20 protein-coding genes are annotated in these 24,079 nt (G+C 61.4%); 11 read left to right on the forward strand and 9 right to left on the reverse strand.

All coding sequences use genetic code 11. The features are described 5' to 3' along the window. The first annotated feature begins 180 nt into the window (after positions 1-180). Complete coding sequence (locus GCM43_RS10645) at positions 181-603, forward strand: OsmC family protein (RefSeq protein ID WP_152244008.1); 423 nt, start codon at positions 181-183, stop codon at positions 601-603. Between the two features lie 112 nt (positions 604-715). Here GCM43_RS10645 and coq7 read toward each other — a convergent pair whose 3' ends face one another. Both coq7 and GCM43_RS10655 read right to left on the reverse strand, forming a co-directional pair. Continuing rightward, positions 716-1,360 (reverse strand): 2-polyprenyl-3-methyl-6-methoxy-1,4-benzoquinone monooxygenase, encoded by a 645-nt coding sequence (gene coq7 / locus GCM43_RS10650; protein ID WP_152244010.1) that lies wholly within the window; start codon positions 1,358-1,360, stop codon positions 716-718. An 84-nt stretch (positions 1,361-1,444) separates the two neighbouring features. After that, complete coding sequence (locus GCM43_RS10655; protein WP_152244012.1) at positions 1,445-1,888, reverse strand: hypothetical protein; 444 nt, start codon at positions 1,886-1,888, stop codon at positions 1,445-1,447. A gap of 135 nt (positions 1,889-2,023) precedes the next feature. On the opposite strand from GCM43_RS10655, the gene GCM43_RS10660 reads away from it, so the two are divergent. From GCM43_RS10660 to GCM43_RS10675, 4 genes are all read left to right on the forward strand, one after another. Next, on the forward strand, positions 2,024-2,803 hold the full coding sequence (locus GCM43_RS10660) for an ABC transporter ATP-binding protein (RefSeq protein WP_152244014.1): 780 nt from the start codon (positions 2,024-2,026) through the stop codon (positions 2,801-2,803). Between the two features lie 2 nt (positions 2,804-2,805). Next, on the forward strand, positions 2,806-4,002 hold the full coding sequence (locus GCM43_RS10665; protein ID WP_152244016.1) for an ABC transporter permease: 1,197 nt from the start codon (positions 2,806-2,808) through the stop codon (positions 4,000-4,002). A gap of 183 nt (positions 4,003-4,185) precedes the next feature. Continuing rightward, positions 4,186-5,079, forward strand: coding sequence for an ABC transporter ATP-binding protein (locus tag GCM43_RS10670; protein WP_152244018.1), 894 nt, complete (start codon positions 4,186-4,188; stop codon positions 5,077-5,079). A gap of 9 nt (positions 5,080-5,088) precedes the next feature. Further along, the gene (locus GCM43_RS10675; RefSeq protein WP_152244020.1) at positions 5,089-8,667 is read left to right on the forward strand and encodes an ABC transporter permease/M1 family aminopeptidase; all 3,579 of its coding nucleotides are present in this window, start codon (positions 5,089-5,091) and stop codon (positions 8,665-8,667) included. 343 nt (positions 8,668-9,010) lie between these two features. On the opposite strand, the gene GCM43_RS10680 is transcribed toward GCM43_RS10675, so the two are convergent. The 4 genes from GCM43_RS10680 to GCM43_RS10695 all read right to left on the reverse strand — a co-directional run bounded on the left by GCM43_RS10680 (position 9,011) and on the right by GCM43_RS10695 (position 12,681). Further along, the gene (locus tag GCM43_RS10680; protein WP_152244022.1) at positions 9,011-9,406 is read right to left on the reverse strand and encodes a hypothetical protein; all 396 of its coding nucleotides are present in this window, start codon (positions 9,404-9,406) and stop codon (positions 9,011-9,013) included. 170 nt (positions 9,407-9,576) lie between these two features. Next, a complete protein-coding gene (locus GCM43_RS10685; protein ID WP_152244024.1) occupies positions 9,577-11,037 on the reverse strand; it encodes a catalase in 1,461 nt (486 codons plus the stop codon). Positions 11,038-11,129: 92 nt separating this feature from the next. Next, positions 11,130-11,792, reverse strand: a complete 663-nt coding sequence (locus tag GCM43_RS10690) for a DsbA family protein (protein ID WP_152244026.1) — start codon at positions 11,790-11,792, stop codon at positions 11,130-11,132. A 37-nt stretch (positions 11,793-11,829) separates the two neighbouring features. Further along, positions 11,830-12,681, reverse strand: coding sequence for an MBL fold metallo-hydrolase (locus GCM43_RS10695; protein ID WP_152244028.1), 852 nt, complete (start codon positions 12,679-12,681; stop codon positions 11,830-11,832). A gap of 220 nt (positions 12,682-12,901) precedes the next feature. Here GCM43_RS10695 and GCM43_RS10700 point away from each other — a divergent pair, with 220 nt between their 5' ends. The 3 genes from GCM43_RS10700 (at position 12,902) to GCM43_RS10710 (ending at position 16,580) form a co-directional block, all read left to right on the forward strand. Further along, positions 12,902-14,350: an alkaline phosphatase gene (locus GCM43_RS10700; RefSeq protein ID WP_413770942.1), complete on the forward strand. Its 1,449-nt coding sequence runs from the start codon at positions 12,902-12,904 to the stop codon at positions 14,348-14,350. A 51-nt stretch (positions 14,351-14,401) separates the two neighbouring features. Next, positions 14,402-15,799: an alkaline phosphatase gene (locus GCM43_RS10705; RefSeq protein WP_193315596.1), complete on the forward strand. Its 1,398-nt coding sequence runs from the start codon at positions 14,402-14,404 to the stop codon at positions 15,797-15,799. Between the two features lie 73 nt (positions 15,800-15,872). After that, positions 15,873-16,580, forward strand: coding sequence for a hypothetical protein (locus GCM43_RS10710; RefSeq protein WP_152244032.1), 708 nt, complete (start codon positions 15,873-15,875; stop codon positions 16,578-16,580). A 186-nt stretch (positions 16,581-16,766) separates the two neighbouring features. Here GCM43_RS10710 and GCM43_RS10715 read toward each other — a convergent pair whose 3' ends face one another. The 3 genes from GCM43_RS10715 to dprA form a co-directional block, all read right to left on the reverse strand. After that, on the reverse strand, positions 16,767-19,409 hold the full coding sequence (locus tag GCM43_RS10715) for a DNA topoisomerase III (RefSeq protein ID WP_152244034.1): 2,643 nt from the start codon (positions 19,407-19,409) through the stop codon (positions 16,767-16,769). A gap of 238 nt (positions 19,410-19,647) precedes the next feature. Then, positions 19,648-20,112, reverse strand: a complete 465-nt coding sequence (locus GCM43_RS10720; protein WP_152244036.1) for a Smg family protein — start codon at positions 20,110-20,112, stop codon at positions 19,648-19,650. A gap of 92 nt (positions 20,113-20,204) precedes the next feature. Beyond that, positions 20,205-21,317 carry a DNA-processing protein DprA gene (dprA, locus tag GCM43_RS10725; RefSeq protein WP_152244038.1) on the reverse strand — a complete coding sequence of 371 codons (1,113 nt, stop codon included), beginning with the start codon at positions 21,315-21,317 and terminating at the stop codon, positions 20,205-20,207. A gap of 242 nt (positions 21,318-21,559) precedes the next feature. Between dprA and def the strand changes: the two genes are divergently transcribed. From def to GCM43_RS10740, 3 genes are all read left to right on the forward strand, one after another. Continuing rightward, positions 21,560-22,102 (forward strand): peptide deformylase, encoded by a 543-nt coding sequence (def, locus tag GCM43_RS10730; protein ID WP_152244040.1) that lies wholly within the window; start codon positions 21,560-21,562, stop codon positions 22,100-22,102. A 95-nt stretch (positions 22,103-22,197) separates the two neighbouring features. Beyond that, positions 22,198-23,160, forward strand: coding sequence for a methionyl-tRNA formyltransferase (gene fmt, locus GCM43_RS10735; RefSeq protein WP_152244042.1), 963 nt, complete (start codon positions 22,198-22,200; stop codon positions 23,158-23,160). A 12-nt stretch (positions 23,161-23,172) separates the two neighbouring features. After that, on the forward strand, positions 23,173-24,075 hold the full coding sequence (locus GCM43_RS10740; protein ID WP_152244044.1) for a LysR family transcriptional regulator: 903 nt from the start codon (positions 23,173-23,175) through the stop codon (positions 24,073-24,075). Positions 24,076-24,079: the final 4 nt, after the last annotated feature.

The raw sequence follows: 24,079 nt of genomic DNA on the forward strand, positions 1-24,079 counted from the left end.
TAGATTACACGCTCAAATGGTGGTTCCGCCTTGTACAACATGCGGACACTGCCTTGTATACTTTTCCTGAGCGAACGGAAAGCCGACAAGTATAAGCGACTTCGCACCAAGCGGTCAAGCCACAATCGCGACCCGCTTACATTACAATATGGAACGCCTATTTATTTTCGGAGAAGTACGATGGAATGCAAAGTCAGCTGGAATGGCCCGTCGGGCATGAGTTTTCGGGCAGAAACCGGCTCCGGCCATATGGTCAATATGGATGGCGCACCGGAAGGCGGCGGTCACAATCTGGCCCCGCGTCCGATGGAAATGGTGCTGTTGGGCACCGGAGGCTGTACTGCGTACGACGTGGTGCTGATCCTCAAACGCGGCCGCGCCGACGTCAAGGGCTGCGAAGTCACGCTCAAGGCGGACCGCGCCGAGACCGACCCGAAAGTCTTTACCAAGATTCACTTTCACTTTACCGTGCGCGGCAAGGACCTCAAAGCCACCGTAGTCGAGCGCGCCGTGGCGCTGTCGCACGACAAGTATTGCTCAGCATCGATCATGCTGGCCAAGACGGCGGAGATTACCCACTCGTTTGAAATTATCGAAGAGTAAATTTTAAGGGTAGGTCGGATTAGCGGGGCACAGCCCCGCGTAATCCGACAACACCACTGGCGCCAACCATGTTGTCGGATTACGGCCCAAAGGGCCTAATCCGACCTACGTATTATATGTAATACGCGGTTTTGGTCATCACCTTGCCCATCAGCCCCATCAGCGCGCGCACCGGCGCCGGAGTGTCGATGGCGCCCAGGCGTTGGGCGGCGGCGCCGTGTTCGATTTCATCGATCTGCATCTGGCGCACGATGGCGCGCGACTTGGCGTCCTGCGGCGGCAGGTCCACCAGATGGCTGGCCAGGTGCGCCTCGACCTGGCGCTCCGTTTCCACCACAAACCCCAGGCTCTGGCCATCGCCCACGCGCGCGGCCAGCGTACCGAGCGCAAAGGCGCCGGCGTACCACAGCGGGTTGAGCAAGCTCAAACGCGAACCGAGTTCATTGACGCGCTGCGCGGTCCAGGCCAGGTGATCTTCCTCGTCACGACCGGCTTCGTCAAACTGCGCGCGGATGGCCGGGCTGTGCGCATGGCGCGCCTGCGAGTTGTACAGCGCCTGCGCGCACACTTCCCCCACATGATTGACACGCATCAGGCCGGCGCTATGGCGCTGCTCGGCCGCGCTCAGGGTGGCATCGGCCGCCTGGACTGCCGGCGTCGGGCGCGAAGCATGGGCAACGCCGGCGATCACGCGCAGCGCCTTGTCGGCATCAACAATCAAACGATCCAGGGTGGGAAGGTAGCGGTGCGCTGTCATCGTAGCTCGTCTTGTAGGGAAAAAACATAATTATAGGACGATCACTGCCAGGCGTACCCGCGCCGCTAACAGGACGAAACGGCTTTATTGCGGGTTTTGTTGATTTATGCGGGCTTTTTCCTTTTCGATCCAGTCGACCACCGGGCCGACGGCGTCCAGGCCGGAAAGGTTCTTTGCCACCCCCAGGTTGAGCGAAATGAGGAAGTGGATACTGTCGATGGGAATATCGGTGCAATGCCGGGCAAAGGCCGCCAGGAAGCGCGGCGACTCGAGCACCTTGAGCACCTTGACCCCGCTCATGTATTGCAGCAGGCTGGAAATGCTGTGGCCGCCGCCCAGCGTATGGTAGATAAAGCGATTGTATTGGGCGTCGATTTTCTTGAAATCGAGCTCCTCCTTCGTCATCAGGCCGGCCAGATAGTACAGCCCCAGGCTGACGCGAAAAAAACCGATGGCTTCGGGGCTGGTCATGCCAGCACGCCCGACGGCCATGACCTTGTCCTGCGTCTCCTGATCGATGCTTCTCATTGCACGCCTCCCCCATAGCAGCTTGTCAGCGTGCATGAAGATGCTGCCTTTTTCAATAGCCTGTTCAATATTTCCACCTTGCAAGTTACATTTTTTACATGTTACTCTGAGCATCCTATAAGAATGGACGAGCATATGATAGAGGTCAAGCATCTGGCGAAACGTTTCCGCATGCCCAAGCATCGTGGCAAGGCTCCGGCCAGCACCGATCCGCGTGAACACGACGGCTGGTTCCATGCCGTGCGCGATGTCAGTTTCAGCTGCGCGCCGGGCGAAGTGCTGGGCCTGCTCGGCCCCAATGGCGCCGGCAAGACTACCACCTTGCGCCTGCTGTCGACCGCACTGCAGGCCGACGGCGGCAGCGCGCTGGTCAATGGCGTCGATGTGCTGCAGCAGCCGCTGGTGGCGCGCCAGAGCATCGGCTTTTTGTCCGGCTCGACCGGATTGTACGGCCGCCTGACGGCCCGTGAAAACGTCGAATACTTCGGCCGCCTGCACGGCATGACGCCGGAGGCGCTCAAGCGGCGCTGCGACGAGCTGTTTGCCCTGCTGCAAATGGAGCAATACGGCGACAAGCGCGCCGACCAGTTGTCGACCGGCATGAAGCAGAAATGCGCGATTGCCCGCACCGTGGTGCATGAGCCGCAGGTGGTGATCCTGGACGAACCGACTTCCGGCCTCGATGTGATGTCGGCCAAGATCCTGCTCGACTTCATTGCCAGCTACAAGGCGCTGCGCGTGCCGCTGATTTTTTCCACCCATCATCTGCACGAAGTGGAAAAACTGTGCGACCGCGTCTGCATCATCAATCATGGCACCACCGCTTTTAACGGCACGCTGGACGAACTGCGCATGCTTGGCGGCAGCAGCGACCTGTACGACGCCTTTGTCGACGTGATCAACCGGGGAATATAAGCATGTGGACAATTTACCTGAAAGAACTGCTGGAACTGACGCGCGACCGCAAGACGCTGATCTTTACCATCCTGATTCCCATCTTTGCCATGCCGCTGATCTTTGGCGGCTTTGCTTATGTCTCGAACAATATGTTCAAGAACGCCAAATCGGCGGAAATGCGCTACGCCATGATCGGCAAGCAGCATGCACCGGGCCTGGCCGAACGCTTCAGCGCGCAGGCCAATCTGCGCGAAGTGCCGCTGGCGTCCGAAGGCGAGATCCGGCAGGCCATCAGCGACGAGCGCATCAAATTTGCGGTAATCGTGGCGCCTGATTTCGAGCAAACCCTACAGCAGCACAAACAGGCGCATATCGAGCTCCATTACAACAGCGCCAGCACGGTCGACCTCACGCACCAGCGCGTGCGCGAAATCGTCGAAGGCTATAACGGCGTGCTGCGCGAAAACGCCCTGTCTGCGCTGAACCTGAACGCCGGCCAGCTGGCGTTCGCGCTCAATCCGGTGGTGCTGGAGAAAAAATCGACCGCCAACGAACGCGAGCAAATGGGCGCGGCCATCGGCGGCCTGCTGCCGTATATTTTGCTGATGGTGTGCCTGACGGCGGCCATGTATCCGGCCATCGACATGGGCGCCGGTGAAAAGGAGCGTGGCACGCTGGAAACGCTGCTGCTGGCGCCGGTACCGCGCGGCACCATCGTGCTGGCCAAATTCCTGGTGCTGTTTACGGTCGGCCTCACGTCAGCCGTGCTGATGGTGGGCAGCATGGCCACCTTGCTGGTGGTGTTCGGCAGCTCGCTTGACGGCGTGATGGCGGTGCTGGTGCGCAGCATCGGCCTGCCCGACCTGGCCATGGTCACGCTGATGCTGGTGCCGACGGCCGCCATCTTTGCTTCACTGCTGCTGTCGATCTCGATCTACGCAAAGAGCTACAAAGAGGCGGCCGGCATGATTACGCCGCTGATGCTACTGGTGATCCTGCCGACGCTGGTGGCGATCTTGCCTGGTGTCGAACTGAACTGGCTGTGGTCGATGGTGCCGCTGACCAACGTCTCGCTGGCCATGAAGGAACTGGTCAAGGGCACCATGGATTACCGCATGTTCGGCGTGATCATGGCGTCGAGCAGCATCATTGCCGGCGCCCTGCTGCTGCTGTGCCGCTGGTGGTTTACGCGCGAAGCGGTGCTGTTTCGCAACTGATTCTGCTAGGATGACGGCCCGCGCGGCCGCCATCCGCCCGCGCAGGCTGCACTCTGGGCACGCAAACATGCCGGCTATCGCATGCAACTGCCCAGTATGTCTCAAATTCACTACAATGCCACCATATGAAACCCCTGATGCGCCTGCGCGGCGCCGGGCTGCCCAGCATCAGCAAGGAGTGGTATGGAATTGCAAATTCGCAACTTGTCGAAAACCTACGCCAATGGCGTGGTGGCGCTCGACGATATTTCGCTGACGATCCCGCCAGGCATGTTCGGCCTGCTCGGCCCCAACGGCGCCGGCAAGTCGACCCTGATGCGCACGCTGGCCACCTTGCAGGAATGCGACGCCGGCTCGGTCTTCTTTGGCGACTATGATGTGCTCGATGACAAGGACGAGGTGCGCCGCCTGCTCGGCTACCTGCCGCAGGACTTCGGCCTGTATCCGAAGGTGACGGCCTACGAACTGCTCGACCATTTTGCCATGTTGAAAGGCCTGTCGAACCGCGCCCGGCGGCGCGAAGTGGTCGACGGCCTGCTGCAGCAAACCAATCTGTTCGACGTGCGCCACCAGCGCCTGGGCGGCTTTTCGGGCGGCATGCGCCAGCGCTTCGGGATTGCCCAGGCACTGCTGGGCGACCCGAAACTGATTATCGTCGACGAGCCCACGGCCGGACTCGACCCGCAGGAACGCGTGCGCTTCCACAATCTCTTGTCGGACATCGGCGAAGACAAGACCGTGATCCTGTCGACCCATATCGTGTCGGACGTGGCCGACCTGTGCGCCAACATGGCCATTATCAACAAGGGCCATCTGCTGCTGTGCGGCAGGACCCAGGACCTGATCGATGAAGTCAGCTACAAGATCTGGGCGCGCTTTGTCGACAAGAAAGACTTGCCGGCGTTCCAGCAGCGCCATGCCGTCATTTCCACGCGCCTGCTGTCGGGCCGCACGCTGATCCATGTCTACAGCGACAACGATCCAGGCGACGGTTTCGAAGAGGCCATCGGCGACCTGGAGGACCTGTATTTCGCCACCATTGCCGGGCGCCACCGCGTGGCCCCGACCTGCGATTAAGGCCAGCCCATGTTTGCCATCGCAGCGTTTGAAGCCAGACAGCGTCTCAAGCTGCTGTCGACCTGGGTGTATTTCGCCATGTTCCTGGCGCTGGCCATGTTGTGGATGGCTGCCGTCGGCGGCGTCTTCAAGGAAGCCACCATCAGTTTCGGTGGCAAGTCGCTGATCAATGCGCCGCGCTCGGTGGCGCTGACCTGCAGTTTTCTCGGCTGCTTTGGCGTGGTGGTGGTCGCCGCCATGATGGGCCGCTCGGTGCAGCAGGATTTCGAACACCGCATGCAGCATTTCTTCTTCAGCGCGCCGATACACAAGCATGACTATGTGTTTGGCCGCTTCCTCGGCGCCGCGTTCGTGCTGGCGGTGGTGTTTGCCAGCATACCGCTGGGCGCCTGGCTGGGCGCCTGGCTGCCCGGCATCGATCCGGAACGGCTGGGGCCGCACATGGCGCTGGCCTACCTGCTGCCTTATCTTTTTACCCTGCTGCCCAACCTGTTTATTTTTGGTGCCATCTTCTTTGTGATTGCCGCGCTGACGCGGCGCATGCTGCCGGTCTACATCAGCTCGGTAGTGATGCTGATCGGCTACCTGGTGGCGCCCTCGCTGGCGCGCGACCTCGACTATAAAACGCTGGCCGCACTGATCGATCCGTTCGGCACCACCGCCGTGATCCGCCTGACCGAATACTGGACCAATGCCGAGCGCAACAGCGAACTGGTGCTGCTGGAAGGCGTCTACCTGCTTAACCGCGCCATCTGGTCCGGCTTTGCGCTGGTGGCCTTGCTGCTCGGCTACTGGCGCTTCCAGTTCCTGGCCACCGCCGACCTCGGCGCCGCCAAGCGCCAGGGTGAAGGGACGCCAGTGCAGCGTCTGAGCAGCACCGCGCAGTCTACTACGCAGGCGCCCGACTTCCAGCAGCGCAGCCTGGCCTTTCTGCTGCTCAAGATGAGCTGGCTGAACCTGCGTGAAACCGCCAAGAATATTTACTTTGCAGTGATCGTGCTGGCCGGCGTGCTGACCATGTATGCCGGCGCGCTCGACCTGGGCTCGCTGTTTGGCACCAACACCTATCCGGTCACGCCGCAGGTGCTGGAAATGGTCAGCGACTCGTTCGGGCTGTTCATGCTGGTGATCACCGCTTTCTATGCGGGCGAACTGGTGTGGCGTGAACGCGAAAGCGGCTTGCAGCTGATGCTCGACGCCCTGCCCGTGCCAAACTGGCTGCCGCTGCTGTCGAAGCTGTTTGCGCTGATCGGCCTGCAAGCGCTACTGAGCCTGGTCATCATGCTGTGTGGCATGTCGATCCAGGTGGCCATGGGCTATTACCGGTTGGAGCCTGGCCTGTATCTCGAGTCGCTGTTCCTGACGCACTTGCCCGGCTATGCACTGACCGCAGTACTGGCGATTTTCCTGCAGGTCGTGCTCAACCAGAAATACCTGGCCTATTTCGCCACTATTTTGTATTACCTGGCCAGCATTGCCTTCCCGGCGCTGGGGCTGGGCGACCCGCTACTGTTGTACGGCAATACGCCGCAGTTTCTCTACTCGGCCATGAATGGCGCCGGCCACTACCTGCTGCGCGAACGCTGGTATCTGCTGTACTGGAGCGGCGCGGCGCTGATGCTGACGGTGCTGGCGCTGCTGCTCTGGCCACGTGGCGCGCAGGACAGCTGGCGTATCCGGCTGCGCCTGGCGCGCCACGGCTTGAGCCAGCCGGTGCTGGCCAGCTTTGGCGTGGGACTGGCCATCTGGCTGGGCGCTGGCGGCGTGCTGTTCTACACCTTTCATATCGCCAACGACACCAAATCGGCTTATGCGCGCGACGCCGACCTGGCCAGCATGGAGCGCCAGTACCAGCACTATGCGGCCACGCCGCAGCCGCGCATTGCCGACGTCAGGCTCGACGTGGCGATCCATCCGGCGCAGCGCAAGCTGGTCGTCAAGGGACGCTATCTGCTGCAAAACAGAACCAGTGCGCCGCTCAGCCTGATCCTGGTGCAGCAGGATCCGACCTCGCGCATGCGCCTGCGTTTCGATACGCGCGTCCATCCGGGCCTCGACGATACCCGCCTGGGCTTTTACAGCTATCGCCTGGAAACGCCGCTGGCCCCGGGCGCCACGCTGGGCATGGATTTCGATGTCGACTACGCGCCGCGCGGCATTTTCGGCCTGGGCCAGGAAACGCCGGTGGTGGCCAACGGCACCTTCTTTACCAATGCCGTGCTGCCGCATATCGGCTACCAGCAACGGCTGGAACTGCAGGACCCGCGCGACCGCAAGAAACACGGCCTGCCACAGAAGGAACGGGCGCTGGCGCGCGACGATGCGCGCGGGCTGGCCAACAACTACATCAGCAACGACGCCGATCTCATCAGCTTCGAGGCCACCGTCAGCACCGTCGACGGCCAGACGGCCATTGCACCGGGCACGCTCGACAATGACTGGGTCGCCGATGGCCGCCATTATTTCCATTACAAGATGGAGCAGCCGATACTCAATTTCTATTCCATCCAGTCAGCCCGCTATGCCGTGCGCCATGAGCGCTGGCACGACGTGGCAATCGATGTGTACTACCAGCGCGGACACGAAGTCAACCTCGACCGCTTCGTGCGCGGCACCCGCGAGGCGCTCGACTATTACACCAGCAACTTCGGCCCCTACCAGCACAAAATGGTGCGCATCGTCGAGTTCCCGCGCTACACCAGCCAGGCGCAGTCGTTCCCCGGCACCATTCCATTTTCGGAAGGCCTGGGCTTTATTGCCAAAGTCGACGAAAAAAATCCCAAGGATCTCGACTATCCCTTTTATATCACCGCCCATGAGGTGGCGCACCAGTGGTGGGCGCACCAACTGATCGGCGGCAATACGCGCGGCGCCACCGTGCTGAGCGAAACACTGGCCGAATACTCGGCGCTGATGGTGATGAAAAAAACCATGGGAGCAGACAAGATGCGCCGCTTCCTGCGCCACGACCTGAACGGCTATCTGCGCGGACGCAGCAGCGAAATCAAGAAGGAAATGCCGCTGGCCGACGATGAAAACCAGTCTTATATCCATTACCAGAAGGGCAGCCTGGCCATGTATCTGCTGCAGGACATCATCGGCGAAGACAAGGTCAACGGCGTATTGCGCGAGCTGCTGCAAACGCATGGCGGCAAAGTACCGCCATACGCCAGCGTGACGGCCCTGATCGACGGTTTGCGCAAGGTCACGCCGCCGGCGCAGGCCTATCTGATCGACGACCTGTTTGAAAAAATCGTGCTGTTCGATAACCGCGCTTTATCGGCCAAGGCGCGCAAGCTGCCCGACGGACGCTATGAAGTGACCATCAATGTGCAGGCCAGCAAGCTCAACGCGGGGGAACAGGGGCAAGAGCGCGAAGTGCCGCTCGACGATCTGATCGAGATTGGGGTCGATGACAGGAATGGCCAGCCGCTGCTGCGCGAACGACTGCGCATGACGGCAAAACAGGGCAGCTATGTGGTGCAGGTCAAGGCACGTCCGGCCAGGGCCGGTATCGATCCGGACAACAAGCTGATTGACCGCAAGCCTGATGACAATATGGTGGCCGTCAGTATCAGCGAACCATAAGGCGGGTCAGATGGCAATAAATGCCGCTAAGTTAAGAGGACGGTAGGTCGGATTAGCGTAGCGTAATCCGACAATTGGCAGCTGATATTGTCGGATTACGCCGCTACGCGGCCTGCGCGGCTCGGCTAATCCGACCTACTTAGTTTGCCAAGATTTTTCCTTAACTTAGCCGCATTAGGGCTAGGTGGCAATAAATGCAGCTAAGTGAAGCTTTTTCAGGCATTGAAAGTAGTAAGGCGAAAAAATGGCGCGCCAAGCGGCGCGCCTGTGCTGGCGTCTGGAATATTGCCAACCTTTACTGGTGTGCTTGTGGCCCTGAGACGCTAACGTAACGGCATTAAGATCAGGCAGAGATAGGAGCGGACGCGCCGCCCTCGCGCACCGCCACGCTCAGGCTGATGCCCATCTCGCCAAGCACGCCCAGATCGGCCAGCGACAGATCGAGCGAGGCGGCCTGCTGTGCATCGCCCTGCAATTCAAATTGCAGTTCGGCCACGATGCGCGGCATGCTGAAAGACACGCCGCGCGAATCGCATTCGGCCAGGTAGCTGCGCATGCGCGAGGACAGCGTCTGCGCCTGCGCCGCCTGGGCAATCAGGACCTCGAAACCGGAATCGAGATAGACGCGGCCGGCCTCCTTCGGCTCACCCTTGCGCCACTGGCGTTCGGGCTCGGTCGGCAGGACGTCCAGGATGGACCTGAGCGTCGTGTCATCGCCATGCACGTTCAACTTTGCCATATTCATGTTGCAGCACTTTCCGGTTCAGGATGCCGCCAGGCTGGCAGCGCAATCTCAGATCATCGAGTCTACGCAGGAAAGCAAAATATGTCCACACAGCAATATTTATTATCAAACTGATGCTTGCGCAGCATCAATCCCGGCCGTTGCAAGCAGCCGGGATTGGCACCTTACAGCTGCACGCCGCGCGCCTGCAGGGCGGCGCGTACACCGTCGCCGTAGGCGGAATCGGCACGGTCGAAATGCGCGAGCTGGCGTTGCAACGTTTCCACACGCACCTGACTCAGCGGACCGGCCAGGTTATCGAACAGGTTCTGCTTGCCCACCGGCGTCAGCAGGCGGAACAGATTACCGGCCTGCGTGTAATCGTCCTCTGCGCCGCGCCCGTCAAAGCGGCCGGCGTCGCCGTGCAGTGCCAGGCCCTGCTCGCCATGACCCATGCCGCCTGGCGCCGTGCCGCTGGCCACTACATTGGCATAGTTGCGCGCCGCGCCGCCGTTGTTGATCGCCATGCTGCCGTCGCGCTGCTGGTTGTGGAACGGGCAGCGTGCGGCATTGACCGGCAGATGCTGGTGGTTGGTGCCGACGCGATAGAGCTGCGCGTCATGGTAGGCAAACAGGCGCCCCTGCAGCATCTTGTCGGGCGAATAGCCGATACCGGGTACCGCGTTGGCCGGTGAAAACGCGGCCTGCTCGACTTCGGCGTGGTAGTTGTCCGGGTTGCGGTTCAGTTCGAAAACGCCGACTGGCAGCAGCGGAAAATCGCCATGCGGCCAGACCTTGGTCAGGTCGAACGGATTCCAGCCGGTACGCGTGCTCCAGGCGTCGAGCTGCTCTTCGGTCGCCACCTGCAGCTTGACCTCCCACTGTGGAAACTCGCCGCGTTCGATGGCGCCAAACAGGTCGCGCTGGGAGTAATCGGGGTCGCTGCCGGCCAGGCGGCCCGCTTCTTCGGCGCTCAGGTTCTTGATGCCCTGGCGCGTCTTGAAGTGCCATTTCACATACACGCGCTGGCCTTCGGCATTGATCAGGCTGTAGGTGTGGCTGCCGAAGCCGTCCATATGGCGGTAGCCGTCCGGCGTGCCGCGGTCGGAAAACAGCATGGTGACCTGGTGCAGGCTTTCCGGCGCATGGCTCCAGAAATCAAACATCATCTCGGCCGATTTCAGGTTGCTTTGCGGATTGCGCTTTTGCGTATGGATAAAGTCCGGAAACTTGATCGGATCCTTGATAAAGAACATCGGCGTATTGTTACCGACCAGGTCCCAGTTGCCTTCTTCGGTATAGAAGCGCAGGGCGAAACCGCGTGGATCGCGCTCGGTGTCGGCACTGCCGCGCTCGCCGCCGACGGTGGAAAAGCGCGCAAACGTCGCCGTCTGCTTGCCCACTTCGGCAAACAGTTTTGCCTTGGTGTAGCGCGAAATATCATGGGTAACGGTAAAAGTGCCATACGCGCCCGAACCCTTGGCATGGACCACGCGCTCGGGAATACGCTCGCGGTTGAAATGCTGGAGCTTTTCGATCAGGTGAAAATCCTGCAGCAACAAGGGGCCGCGTGGACCGGCGCTCAGGGAATTCTGGTTGTCAGCGACGGGGATGCCCGAAGCGGTGGTAATTGGCGGCTGGCTCATGATGCTTTTCCTTCGTTGTTGACTGATGAGTTCAGTTTAACCAGTCAAGCAAAAAAGGAAAAGATAATTGATTTTATCGAATCAATAGATAATTACAATGAACAGCCTGACGCATCACATCTGCTGCCCAGCATGGCCACCAGTTTGCCGGGCTGGCCCAGATAGCTTCCGGCATCGATCTGCCTGAGTTGGCGTGAACCATCGTCCAGTACAAAGGTGGGAAAACCCTGGCCGCGTACCTGCACCAGCAGCGCCCGGCTGTCGGCAATATGGCGCGCCGTGGCCTCGCCTGCCAGTTCGGCATAGCGCGCCTCGAAGGCGGCGCCGTCGAGTCCCAGCTGCTGCGCCAGCGCCAGCAACACTGGCAACTCGGCAATGCGCAGGCCATCGACATAATGTGCATGCTGCACGGCATGAAGCATGGTGGCGCCCTGCCCTTCGACAGCTTCGGCGGCCAGGATGGCGGTAATCGGCGGCGAAGAATCAAGCATGGCGCCCAGATCGTTCAACAGGCCGTCGCGGTAGCCATCGCCAAACGGCTGGCCGGTCATTTGCGCGATGCGCGCGTCGTGTGGCAGCACATAGTTGCGCCAGTCAGGCGTGATCGGGCGGCGGTTATTGCCACTCATCATGCCGCCGCCATGCAGCGCCAGGCGCAAGCCAGGCACGCTGCGCGCCGCCTCGACCAGCGGCGCGGCGCCGTAGCACCAGCCGCACAGGGGATCGTAAATATAATGCAGGACTGCTTCGGCCATGGCCGTCTCCTTGAAATTGCAACGTTGTTTCAGCGGCTTACCACTGTATTTCGCCCTTGGCCACTTTGGCGCTGAGCTTGAGGTCGTCATCGACCGGCAGGGCCGGATAGTGGCGCTGCATGGCAGCAATCAAGGCTGCCGAATCGGCCGCTTTGGCCGCTTCGGCCTCAAACGTCTGCACATAGTTGCGGGTAAAGCCGATGCTGTCGGGCGTATAGCTGGAACCGGGCTTGAAGTGGCCCGGCACGACGGTGACCGGTTTCAACGCGGCGATGCCATCGAGCGTGGTGATCCAGTCCCGGCGCGACTGCGCACTTTGCGTATCGGCCATCCATACATGCATATGGTTCGACAGCACCACGCCGCCGGCCACCGCCTTGATCGATGGAATCCACACATAGGTGCGTTCCGGTGTCGGGCCCGATATTTCCAGCGTCTGGCCTTCGAGCGTCATGCGCTTGCCTGTCAAGACATCGGGCACGATCAGGCTGGCCGGCGCATTGGCTTTCAGGATCGGCCCCCAGTAGGCCAGCTTGGCGTCCTTGTTGGCGCGTATGGCCGCCACCGTCTCGGCCGTGGCCACGATTTCTGCCTTGGGAAACGCCGCCTTGAGCACCTCGAGCCCAAAATAGAAGTCCGGGTCGCTATGGCTGATATAGATGGTACGCAGCTGCTTGCCGCTGGCACGGATTTTCTCTACCAGCTTTTGCGCATCGGCACGGGCAAACTGCGCATCGATCAGCACGGCATCGTGCTGGCCGGTCACCAGCACCGAGGCGACGGGAAAAATCGCGGCCTCGCCCGGATTGAACACATCGAGCTGCAAGGGAGCCGCCTGGACAGCACCGGCACCGAGCAGAAAAGCAAACAGCCATGAGGGCTTGAACATGATGAAGGTCTTTCAAAGTGGTCAGGATAAAGCCATCTTACGTTGCTTTTTCCGGAAGAAAAACCATTCAAAGTGCAATGGTTTGTTGCTTGATTCGCCGCAATCAATCAGACCTTACCTTTCCAATGTTTCGCAATGTTTCAAAACATGTCAGTTCGTCACGACCCTGTAATAATCCACCGTTATCTTGCTAGCTTTCAACACTAGCCGGATGAACCACATGACTCGCAGAAAACTTTCCGTCGCTGGCTGCAGCGTCGCCATTTCCATGATGCTGGCCGCCTGCGGCAGCAGCAACAACGACGACGTGGCCGTTGCAACGCCGCCAAAAAACGTGATTTTCTTCCTCGGCGACGGCATGGGCCTGACCACCATGACTGCGGCGCGCATCTATTCGGTGGGCGAAGAAGGTTCGCTGACCATGGACACGCTGCCGGAAATGGCGTTTGTCAAAACGTTCTCGGGCGACGCGCAGGTGACCGACAGCGCACCGTCGATGGCCGCCTACATGACGGGCGTGAAGATGAACAATGAAGTGATCTCGATGTCGGCCAATACGGTCGCCAAAGACCCGATCAACGACGCCAACGGCAACAAGCTGGCCAACAACTGCGGCACCGGTAACGGCACGCCGGCCACTACCCTGCTGGAAATGGCCAAGGCCAAGGGCTACTCGGCGGGCGTGGTCAGCACCGCGCGCGTCACCCACGCCACGCCTGCCGCAACGTACTCGCATATCTGCCACCGCGACCTGGAAAACGATATCGCTGCAGCGCTGGTGCCAGGCGGCACCGGCTATAACAGCGCGCTGGGCACCAATGGCCTGGAAGTGGTACTGGGCGGCGGTGCACAGTTCTTTACCCCGTTCAAGAACGGCGGCAAGCGCTCGGACAACCGCGACCTGGTGGCCGAACTGAAAGCCAAGAGCTACACCATCGCCAACACCGGCGCCGACTTCAAGGCCGTTGACGCTGCCAAGACCGACCGCCTGTTTGGCGTCTTTACGTCGAGCCACATGAGCTACGACCTGGACCGCGATGCGGCCAAGGAACCAAGCCTGGCAGAAATGACCACCAAGGCGATGGACGTGCTGGCCAAGAACAAGAAGGGCTACTTCCTGATGGTCGAAGGCGGACGCATCGACCATGCGCTGCATGAAACCACCGCCAAGAAAGCGCTGCAGGACACGGTAGCCTTCGACACCGCCATCAAGGCTGCCATCGACAAGGCCAAGCTGACCGATCCGGATTTGAAAAACACCCTGATCGTGGTCACTGCCGACCATGACCACACGCTGGTGCTGAACGGCTACGCCAAGCGTACCGGCAAGACCACCGCCACCAACCCTGGCGTGTTGGGCGTGGTGAAAAACTACGTGACCGGCGCAGTTGAAAAAGACCTGGACGGCGCACCGTATCCGATCATCGCCTTCGGCAATGGCGAAAAACGCATCCAGTCGAGCCGCGCCGCCATGGCCAGCCTGACCGAGACCAACACCAGCGCCAACGATTTCCACCAGGAAGCGGTGATCCGCATGGGCGTCGGCGGCGAAACCCACGGTGGCACCGACGTGTTCCTGGGCGCCATCGGCATGGGCGCCGACACCTTCCTGGGCACCATCGACAACACCAAGGTCTTTGGCCTGGTCAAGACCGCCGGCGGCCTGTAACTGACATACGAACTGGATACGCACATGAAATCTTCACTGAAACCCGCTCCAATGAAATCCGCACTGAAACTGTCCCTGCTGGGCGCACTGGTGGCCGCCAGCGTGGCCAACGCCCAGGCTGCCGACGCCAAGAACGTTATCTTCTTCCTCGGCGACGGCATGGGCCCGTCGGTCGTGACCGCTGCACGCATCTACAAATACGGCGAAGCGGGCAGCCTGAACATGGACAAGCTCGAACGCACGGCGCGCATCAAGACGTTTGCCAACGATGCACAAACGACCGACAGCGCGCCATCGATGGCCGCCTACATGACCGGCGTCAAGATGAACAACGAAGTCATCTCGATGGCGCAGGAGACCATCGCCAAGGAACCGGGCCGCGACGCCAACGGCAACCTGGGCGTGGACAACTGCCCGGCCGGCGGCAAGAGCGCCACCACCATCCTGGAACTGGCCAAGGCCAAAGGCAAGGCCGTGGGCGCCATTACCACCACCGAACTGACGCACGCCACGCCAGCGACCACCTTCTCGCATATCTGCAACCGCAATGCACAATACGCAATTGCCGCGCAAACCGTGCCCGGCGGCACCGGTTACAACACGGCACTGGGCGATGGCGTCGATGTGCTGATGGGTGGCGGGCGCAACCACTTCACGCCATGGTCGACCAGCAACCGCAATGGCCGCGCCGATGGCCGCAACCTGCTGAACGAATTTGCTGCCAAAGGCTATACGGTGGCCGCCACCAAGGCCGAGATGGCTGCCGCGCCGAACAACAAGAAATTCATCGGCCTGTACAGCACGCGCAGCCACCTGGAATATGAACTGGACCGCACCGCCGCCACGCCCACCGGTGAAGGCGCGACCCAGCCGAGCCTGACGGACATGACGCTCAAGGCCATGGCCATGCTGTCGGCCAACACCAACGGCTACTTCCTGATGGTCGAAGGTGGCCGTATCGACCATGCGCTGCACGGCATCAACGCCAAGCGCGCGCTGGCCGACACGATTGCCTTTGACGACGCCATCAAGGCCGCCATCGACAAGGTCAAGGAAACCGATCCGACCCTGGCCAACACGCTGATCGTGGTCACGGCTGACCATGACCATACGATGGCGATTAACGGCTACTCCAAGCTGGGCAATCCGATTCTCGATATCAGCAAAGGCTATCGCGACGGCCTGCCGGCCAAGGACGCCGATGGCAAGACCTATACCACGCTGGTATTCGGCAATGGCCCGAACCGTCCTGACATGCGCGCCGACATCAGCAGCGTGCAGGCCCAGGCCGACAACTACCTGCAGGAAACAGGCGTGCGCCTGGCCAGCGAAACGCATGGCGGCGGCGACGTCAAGCTGTTGTCGACCGGCGCCGGCTCGAAAGCCTTCAAGGGCACCATGGATAACACCAAAGTGTTTGAACTGCTGAAGACGGCGCTGGGCCTGTAATCCTCCCGCGCCGACTCACCGGGGCCGATGGCAGCAATGCCATCGGCCCATTTGTACATTTCAAGGAACCACAATGAAATCGACCCTGCTTGCCATCTTGCTCGCTACCGGCTTTGCCGCGCATGCCCAGGCTGCCCCGGCCGCACCCGACCTCGACCTGCGCATTACCTACTACAGCCGCGTGCTGACGCCCGAAGGCGTGACGCGCGAAAGCCGCTACGATGAAAAAATGCTGCGCCGCCCGGGCCATGTGTGGGTCGAGCGCGTGCTGGCGCCGGCCACCGACGCCCATGCCGGCCACGATCACGGCGCCAGGGCGCCCGCCAACAAGAAAGTGGCGCATGAGCACAAGCATTTCAACCCGGTGCTGATCCCGCGCCATGTGATACTGGAAAAAGACACCGTGCGCGTCGAATATATCGATGCGCATGACAAGGTGGTGGTGTCGATCCCGAAGGTGGAATTTGAAAACGTCAACTTTGACGGTTCATGGGAAAACAGCTACTACCTGCTCGATCCGAAACAGGTGGCCGCCATGCCACTGTCGAAGCAAGCCTCGACAGTGCCTGGCGCGCGCTGGCGCGAAGTGCAGAAAAACGGCAACTTCCAGCGCGTACTGTGGGATGAGCAGAAGCAGATACCTTTGATGATCGAAAGCGGCGACCTGGCCAATACCTTCTACCGCCGCGTCGATGTGAAGCAGGAGCCACTCAGCAAGGGGCAACCGTGGAGCAATTTGAAGAACTTCGCGCAGCGCGAGTATTCGGATTATCTTGATTAAACCCAGACGTGCACGTAGGTCGGATTAGGCCCCAGAGGGGCCGTAATCCGACAACACTGCAGGCGCCAAAAATATCGCCAGATCAGGCCCCGCAGGGGCCGTAATCCGACAACACTGCAGGCGCCAACAATGTTGTCGGATTACGCGGGGCTTTGCCCCGCTAATCCGACCTACGTGGTTACTGACTTACTCGGCTGCCGCCTTCTTGGCTGGTGCCTTTTTGGCGGCCGGCTTTTTCACTGCGGCAGCTTTCTTGGCCGGCGCTTTTTTGACCGCGACTTTCTTGGCCGGTGCGGCCGCTTCGTCGCCTTCCGGCTCGGCAGCTGCCTTGCCCTTGGCTGGCGCCTTGGCCTTGCGCTCTTCAAACTCGAAACTCACCTTGCCATCCTTGCCGCGTACCAAAAAGGCCTTGAACGGACGGCGCGTGCGCTGCGAGATAAAGCCTGGCAGCAGATCGGTCTTGCCGTCGTTGAGCAGCTTGGCCATCTGTTCAGGCAGGATTTCCTGCTGCAGGATAATGCGTCCGCTGCGGAAGTCGCACGTCTTCGGTTTGGCTACGCTGTGTTCGCAAACGTAGGCCAGGCCCATTTCATAGACGCCGCCGTTGCACTTGGGGCAAGGTCCCAGCGGGGTCTGGCCGGTGAAGTCGACGCCTTCGCCGTCTTCGCTCTCGTCGTTCTGGCCGAAATCGAATTCCAGTTTGAAATTCTTGATCTCTTCATCGCGCACGATACGCAAAATGGCGGCAAACGGACGGCCCATTTTTGAGCGGAAACCCTGCAGCGGACCGATGGTGCGTTCCTTCAGCAATTCTTCCACTTCAGCAATCTCGAACTGGCGCGAACCAGGCGTCTTGCTCATCGAAAAATCGCACTTGGTGCAGGCAAAGCGACGATAATTTTCCTTGACCACGCTGCCGCAATTCGGGCACGGCGTGTGCATGGTGGCGTAGTCGCCAGGGATGGTATCGTTGTCGTATTCCTTGGCGCGCTTGACGATGATTTGCGTCATCTGGGCAATTTCACGCATGAATTCATCGCGTGAAATCTTGCCCTTCTCCATCTGCGACAGCTTGTATTCCCATTCGCCGGTCAGCTCGGGCGCCGTCAGTTCATTGACGCCCAGTCCGCGCAGCAGCGTCATCAGCTGCGACGCCTTGGCCGTCGGCATCAGCTCGCGTCCTTCGCGCAGCAGATAGCGCTCCGTCAGCAGGCCCTCGATGGTGGCGGCGCGCGTCGCTGGCGTACCGAGGCCCTTGCCGGCCATGGCGTCGCGCAGTTCATCGTCGTCGATCAGCTTGCCGGCGCCTTCCATGGCCGACAGCAAGGTCGCCTCGGTATAGCGCGCAGGCGGCTTGGTCACCAGGCCGTTGGCTGTCACGCTTTCGGTCTGCACTTTCTCGCCCTTGGCCACCGGCACCAGATTGCCGCCGGCGTTGCTTTCCTTGTCGCCGTCAGTCGACGCTTCCTTGCCGTAGATGGCCAGCCAGCCCGGATTGGTCATGACCTTGCCTTCAGTCTTGAACTGATGGCCGGCCACTTCCGTAAAGCGGGTGGTGACCTGGAACTCGGCTGGCGGGAAAAAAACCGCCATGAAACGACGCGTGACCAGGTCGTACAGCTTCTGTTCCGGCTCCGACAGGTTCTTTGGCGCAATCGTGGTCGGGATGATCGCAAAGTGATCCGAAATCTTCGTGTTGTCGAAGATGCGCTTGTTCGGCTTGACCCAGCCCTTGTCGATAATCTGCTTGGCAAACTGGTGGTAGTTGCTGTTGCCCTTGACCGTTTCCAGCGCCTGCAGCACGGTCGGCATATAGTCTTCCGGCAGGTGGCGCGAATCGGTACGCGGGTAAGTCAGCACTTTGTGCTTTTCATACAGTGCCTGGGCCAGGCCCAGCGTGTTCTTGGCCGAGAAACCAAAGCGCGAGTTCGCTTCGCGCTGCAGGCTGGTCAGGTCGAACAGGCCCGGCGACATCGAGGTGGTCGGCTTCGATTCTTCCGTGACCACGCCCTGGCGGCCGCGGCAGGCGGTGGCGATGGAGTCGGCCGCAGCCTTGCTCCACAGGCGCTCGGCGCGCTTTTCGGGATCGTTCTCGTCCTTCTTGAACTTGGTGTCGAGCCAGCGGCCTTCATAGATGCCGGCGGCGCAGACAAATTCGGCGCGCACTTCCCAGAAGTCGCGCGGCACGAATTTCTTGATCTTGTCTTCACGCTCGACCACGATCGACAGCGTCGGCGTCTGTACACGGCCCACGGTGGTCAGGTAAAAGCCGCCCTCTTTCGAGTTAAAGGCCGTCATGGCGCGCGTGCCATTGATGCCGATCAACCAGTCCGCTTCCGAACGGCAACGGGCCGCATCGGCCAGCGGCATCATTTCTTCATCGCTGCGCAGATGGGTAAAACCGTCGCGTATCGCGTTCGGCGTCATCGACTGCAGCCACAGGCGCTTGACCGGTTGCTTGGCCTTGGCGTTTTGCGCGATCAGGCGGAAAATCAGCTCGCCCTCGCGCCCCGCGTCGCATGCGTTGATCAGGGTGGTGACGTCTTTACGCTTGATCAGCTTGTTCAATACTTTGAGCCGCGCTTCGGTCTTGGCGATCGGGTTGAGCGCGAAATACGGTGGAATCATCGGCAGGTGCGCAAAGCTCCATTTGCCGCGCTTGATATCGTATTCTTCCGGTACGGCAATCTCCAGCAGGTGACCCACTGCTGACGACAGGACGTATTCATCCGATTCAAAGTACTCATCGTGCTTGGTAAAGCCGCCAAGCGTCTTCGCGATATCGTTCGCGACAGAAGGCTTCTCGGCGATGATGAGGGTTTTTGTCATATTTATTAGTCTCGAAAAATGCTCTGGGAGTGGTTCAGCATGCGCATCATACATGGCATTGCCGGGCGCGGACGCTTTTGTCTGCGCACCGCGCCGTGACTTGCAGTCTTGTCAAGCAACCAATGATAAGCGCCGAATGAAGGGTTCGGCAAGTTATCTGCACGTATAGATGCGTGGGGAAAATTCAAGCCTGGCGCCACAAAACAGTGCTGGCGCCACAGGCAGCACGACAGGAAAATTAATGCAGCAGCCGGGGCGCGATATCGGCGTCGTCAACAAACAGGTCATCGAACATCAGGGCGTCCGGTTCCTTGCCCTGGCTCCACAGGAGCATCAGGACGATGACCTTGAGCTTGCCCAGGGCAACCGGCGTGTCGTCGAGCGCCAGCGCGCGTTCGATCACGATTTCACGCTGCAGCGGCGTCAGTACGCGCGCGCTTTCAAGGAACTGGATAAAGCCGATGGCGGCCGTGCCGAGCACATCGCTTTCCTGCTGCACGTAGAAACGCGTGCCGGTCGAACTGGCGGTCAGCGCATGGTCGACGCTGGCCATGGCGGTCAGATCGGTCAGCCAGACCAGCGCTTCGGAGATCTCCACGTCGTCGAAACCGACGGCCGACAACTTGCGCGCCAGCGCCTCCGGCTCGGGGCAGGCGTCGGGGCGATAATAAGTCTCGTAGAGATAAACCAGGATATCGAACATGGCTCTACTTTATCAGCTAAGTTCGCTAGCGCACAAGCTTGGTGCAGCCGCAAAGACCGCCAGTGCGGCAAGGCCGCCACACAAGTGTCAGACTAGCATTTGCAGCGTTGAAACAGTGCGCCGGGCAAGCGCTCCACCTGTCCCGCCAGTTCCAGCGCCAGCAAGGCCGCCATGGTTTCCCCGACCGGCATGGCGCAACGCATGGCCAGGGTGCCGGCGTCGCAGGGGTCGAAACCAAGCGCGGCCAGCAGCGGCGTCTCGCTGGCGGCGGCGGTCGGGGTGCTGATATGCTGCCCGGGCCATCCCATTTCCTGCAAGATATCGTCGACCGACTCGACCAGCCGGGCGCCCTGCCGTATCAGGCTGTGGCAGCCCTTGGCCAGCGCCGAATGAATCGAACCGGGCACCGCATACACATCGCGCCCCTGCTCGCCGGCCAGGCGCGCCGTGATCAGCGAGCCCGATTGCGCGGCCGCCTCCACCACCAGCACGCCGCGCGCCAGCCCGCTGATCAGGCGATTGCGGCGCGGAAAATTGCCGGGCATGGCAGGCAGGCCCAGCGCATATTCGCTGACAATGCAGCCATGCTGTGCAATGCGCTGCGCCAGTTCGGTATTGCGCTTCGGATAGACCAGGTCGGCACCGGTGCCGATCACTGCCACCGTACTGCCGGCGCCGCGCAAGGCGCCTTCGTGCGCATGCGTGTCGATGCCCAGCGCCAGCCCGGAAATCACCGTCAGCCCGGCGCCGCTCAGCGCCTCGGCAAAAGCGGCGGCGTTCTGCTTGCCCTGCACGCTGGCGTTGCGGCTGCCGACAATGGCAATGCCAGGGCGCGACAACAGCTCGGCGTGCCCACGCACATACAACAACAGTGGCGGATCGGGTATTTCCAGCAGCAAAGGCGGATAGCTGGCGTCGGCCAGCGTCAGCACCGCGTTGCCCGGCTGCGCCAGCCACTGCAGCGTCAACGCCAGCTGGCTGTTGGCCAACTGGCCGGGCGGCGCGCAAATGACGCGCGCCAGCCGCGCCGGAACCAGCTCGCACAGGGCCTCGCGCGATGCGGCAAACAGCTGCGAGGGCAAGCCGAAGCGCGCCAGCAGCAGGCGCGCTGCCACCGGCCCCACACCCGGCAGATATTGCAGGCGCAGCCAGGCCGCCAGTTCAATGATGGCCTCCTTGTCGCTGCTGGCGGCAGATGGATTCATCCCTGCATGCTAGCGCCATGGCGAGGCGGCGATGCCGAACTGCGCAAACGGCGTGCGCGCAGCCGTTAAAACTGCCCGCCGGCGACAGCGCGCCAGGCGTCTGTGATAAAATTTCTGTTTATAGCTGCCATTTTACAGCTGCCATTTCTGGCACAACCCAACAAGCCTGAACCGTCCGCGCGCATGGCCCAGGCAGCACTGATCGAGCGCGCATCGCGCCCACTAACCCTAGTCAAATCCGTATGTCCATATTAAATATCCTGCGTTACCCCGATCCGCGCCTGCACACGGTGGCCGTGCCCGTCACGGAGTTTGACGACAAACTGCAGACCCTGATCGATGACATGGCTGAAACCATGTATGACGCGCCTGGCGTAGGCCTGGCGGCGTCGCAAGTCGACCAGCATATCCAGATGATGGTGATCGACGTCACCGAAGAAAAAAACCAGCTGCAGGTCTTCATCAACCCGGAAATCACCTGGGCCAGCGAGGAAAAGCAGGTCTACGACGAAGGCTGCCTGTCGGTGCCGGGCGTGTATGACGGCGTCGAGCGCCCTTCGCGCATCAAGGTGCGCGCGCTGGACCGCCATGGCAAGAGCTTCGAACTGGAAGCCGACGGCCTGCTGGGCGTATGCATCCAGCATGAAATGGATCATCTGCTGGGCAAGGTATTTGTCGAATACCTGTCGCCACTGAAGCGCAACCGCATCAAGACCAAGCTGGTCAAGGAACAGCGCGGCCTCGAACGCGAAGCCGCCCTGCGCGCGCAGAACCGCCGTTTCTGAACCTGCGTGCTGTGCCTTTGCAGGACAGTCGCTTACACTTTGCCAGCGACGCGCCTTCGGGCGTGCGCCTTTCGCCCTTCACCTCAAGGACCGCCATGAAAGTGATCTTCGCAGGCACGCCCGAATTTGCCGCCATCGCCCTGAAAGACCTGCATGAGGCAGGCTTCGAGATTCCCCTGGTGCTGACCCAGCCCGACCGCCCGGCCGGACGCGGCATGCAGCTGCACGCCTCGGCCGTCAAGCAGTATGCGCAGCAGCATGGCATCGAAGTGCTGCAGCCGCTGTCGCTGCGCATGGACAGCAAGGATGCGCAGCGCGCGGCCGAAGCAAAAGCCGCCCACGAACGCCTGCTGGCCACCGATTACGACGTGATGGTGGTGGCCGCTTACGGCTTGATCTTGCCGCGCAGCACGCTCGACATCAAACCCTGCATCAATATCCATGGCTCGCTGCTGCCGCGCTGGCGCGGCGCCGCACCGATCCACCGCGCCATCGAAGCCGGCGACGATGAAACGGGCGTGACCATCATGCAGATGGAAGAAGGGCTCGATACCGGCCCCATGCTCGCCATCGAGCGCGTGGCCATCGAAGCGGGCGACTCGACCGCTACCCTGCACGACAAGCTGGCCGCCCTGGGCGGACGCATGATTGTTGCAACCCTGCGCCAGATGCAGCAGCAAGCGGTGCCGGCAGTGCCGCAGCCCGAGGCGGGCCTCACGTACGCAGCAAAAATTGCCAAGGAAGAAGCGCTGCTCGACTTCAGCCTGCCGGCGCTGGAACTGGGCCTGAAAATACGCGCCTTCAATCCTTTCCCCGGCGCCTGCGGCCAGATCGACGGCGTGACCGTCAAGATCTGGGCGGCCGATGTGATCGACGCCGGCAGCGATCAGCCGCCCGGCCAGATCCTGGCAGCCGACGCCCAGCTCGGCATCGTGGTGGCCTGCGGCAGCGGTTCGCTGCGCCTGACCTCGCTGCAAAAGCCGGGCGGCAAGCGCCTGCCGGCGCGCGAATTCATCAAGGGCTTTGCGCTCGAAGGCAAGCGCTTCGAGGCCATCTGACCCGGGCCCGCCATGGACCAGCTGACGGCCCTGCGCGCACTGCGCCGCGTGGTGGAACTGGGTAGCTTTACGGCGGCCGGCAATGCGCTGGGCATCTCGCATTCCATCGTCTCGCGCCAGGTGCGCCAGCTGGAAAACCAGCTCGGCGTGCAGCTGCTTAACCGCACCACACGGCGCTTTGCGCTGACCGCCGCCGGCCAGGATTACTACCTGGCCAGCCGCGACATCCTCGATGCACTCGACGCGGCCGACCGTGCTGTTACCAGCCATCAGCTGCAGCCGGCAGGCAGCCTGCGCATCAATGCGCCGATGGCGCTGGGCACGCTGGAGCTGGCCGGCTGGCTGCCGCGCTTTGCCGCACGCTACCCGCTGCTGCAGATCGACCTGGTCTGCAATGACCGCATGGTCGACCTGATCGATGAAGGCTTCGATGTGGCGCTGCGCATCAGCCATGGCCTGCCCGACTCCACGCTGGTGGTGCGCAAGCTCGCTTCGAGCGCCGTGCTGGCGGTAGCAGCGCCCTCCTACCTTGCCCGCCACGGTGCACCGCGCACGCCACAGGAACTGGCACACCACGATTGCCTGCGCTATACGCTGGCCGAGAAACCCGATGTCTGGACGTTCCAGGATGCCGATGGCGCCAGCCACGCAGTTGCCGTGCGCGGCAGCCTGCAGGCTAACACCGGCGTGGCGCTGTGCGCGGCAGCGGTCGGCGGCATGGGCATTGCCGCCACTGCCGACTTTATCGTACGCAAGGCCCTGCAGGACGGGTCACTGGCGCCAGTGCTGCCCGGCTACCGGCTGGCGCCGCGTGCGCTGTACGCGCTGTACCCGGCCAGCCGCCACCTGTCGCCGAAGGTACGCTGCTTTATCGACTTTGCCGCTCAGCACTACGCAGCCACGCCCTGGGCGTGAGGGT

It is taken from the genome of Janthinobacterium aquaticum (assembly GCF_009208565.1).
Taxonomy (GTDB): domain Bacteria; phylum Pseudomonadota; class Gammaproteobacteria; order Burkholderiales; family Burkholderiaceae_D; genus Janthinobacterium.

Bases quoted from the DNA above. Each gene is read 5' to 3' on its own strand.
- GCM43_RS10655 (WP_152244012.1), bottom strand. From the start codon at position 1,888: ATGAGAAGCATCGATCAGGAGACGCAGGACAAGGTCATGGCCGTCGGG.
- GCM43_RS10670 (WP_152244018.1), top strand. From the start codon at position 4,186: ATGGAATTGCAAATTCGCAACTTGTCGAAAACCTACGCCAATGGCGTG.
- fmt (WP_152244042.1), top strand. From the start codon at position 22,198: ATGAAAGTGATCTTCGCAGGCACGCCCGAATTTGCCGCCATCGCCCTG.
- dprA (WP_152244038.1), bottom strand. From the start codon at position 21,317: ATGAATCCATCTGCCGCCAGCAGCGACAAGGAGGCCATCATTGAACTG.
- GCM43_RS10685 (WP_152244024.1), bottom strand. From the start codon at position 11,037: ATGAGCCAGCCGCCAATTACCACCGCTTCGGGCATCCCCGTCGCTGAC.
- GCM43_RS10690 (WP_152244026.1), bottom strand. From the start codon at position 11,792: ATGGCCGAAGCAGTCCTGCATTATATTTACGATCCCCTGTGCGGCTGG.
- GCM43_RS10695 (WP_152244028.1), bottom strand. From the start codon at position 12,681: ATGTTCAAGCCCTCATGGCTGTTTGCTTTTCTGCTCGGTGCCGGTGCT.
- GCM43_RS10665 (WP_152244016.1), top strand. From the start codon at position 2,806: ATGTGGACAATTTACCTGAAAGAACTGCTGGAACTGACGCGCGACCGC.
- GCM43_RS10700 (WP_413770942.1), top strand. From the start codon at position 12,902: ATGACTCGCAGAAAACTTTCCGTCGCTGGCTGCAGCGTCGCCATTTCC.
- GCM43_RS10740 (WP_152244044.1), top strand. From the start codon at position 23,173: ATGGACCAGCTGACGGCCCTGCGCGCACTGCGCCGCGTGGTGGAACTG.
- GCM43_RS10675 (WP_152244020.1), top strand. From the start codon at position 5,089: ATGTTTGCCATCGCAGCGTTTGAAGCCAGACAGCGTCTCAAGCTGCTG.
- GCM43_RS10645 (WP_152244008.1), top strand. From the start codon at position 181: ATGGAATGCAAAGTCAGCTGGAATGGCCCGTCGGGCATGAGTTTTCGG.
- GCM43_RS10705 (WP_193315596.1), top strand. From the start codon at position 14,402: ATGAAATCCGCACTGAAACTGTCCCTGCTGGGCGCACTGGTGGCCGCC.
- GCM43_RS10710 (WP_152244032.1), top strand. From the start codon at position 15,873: ATGAAATCGACCCTGCTTGCCATCTTGCTCGCTACCGGCTTTGCCGCG.
- GCM43_RS10660 (WP_152244014.1), top strand. From the start codon at position 2,024: ATGATAGAGGTCAAGCATCTGGCGAAACGTTTCCGCATGCCCAAGCAT.
- def (WP_152244040.1), top strand. From the start codon at position 21,560: ATGTCCATATTAAATATCCTGCGTTACCCCGATCCGCGCCTGCACACG.
- coq7 (WP_152244010.1), bottom strand. From the start codon at position 1,360: ATGACAGCGCACCGCTACCTTCCCACCCTGGATCGTTTGATTGTTGAT.
- GCM43_RS10720 (WP_152244036.1), bottom strand. From the start codon at position 20,112: ATGTTCGATATCCTGGTTTATCTCTACGAGACTTATTATCGCCCCGAC.
- GCM43_RS10680 (WP_152244022.1), bottom strand. From the start codon at position 9,406: ATGGCAAAGTTGAACGTGCATGGCGATGACACGACGCTCAGGTCCATC.
- GCM43_RS10715 (WP_152244034.1), bottom strand. From the start codon at position 19,409: ATGACAAAAACCCTCATCATCGCCGAGAAGCCTTCTGTCGCGAACGAT.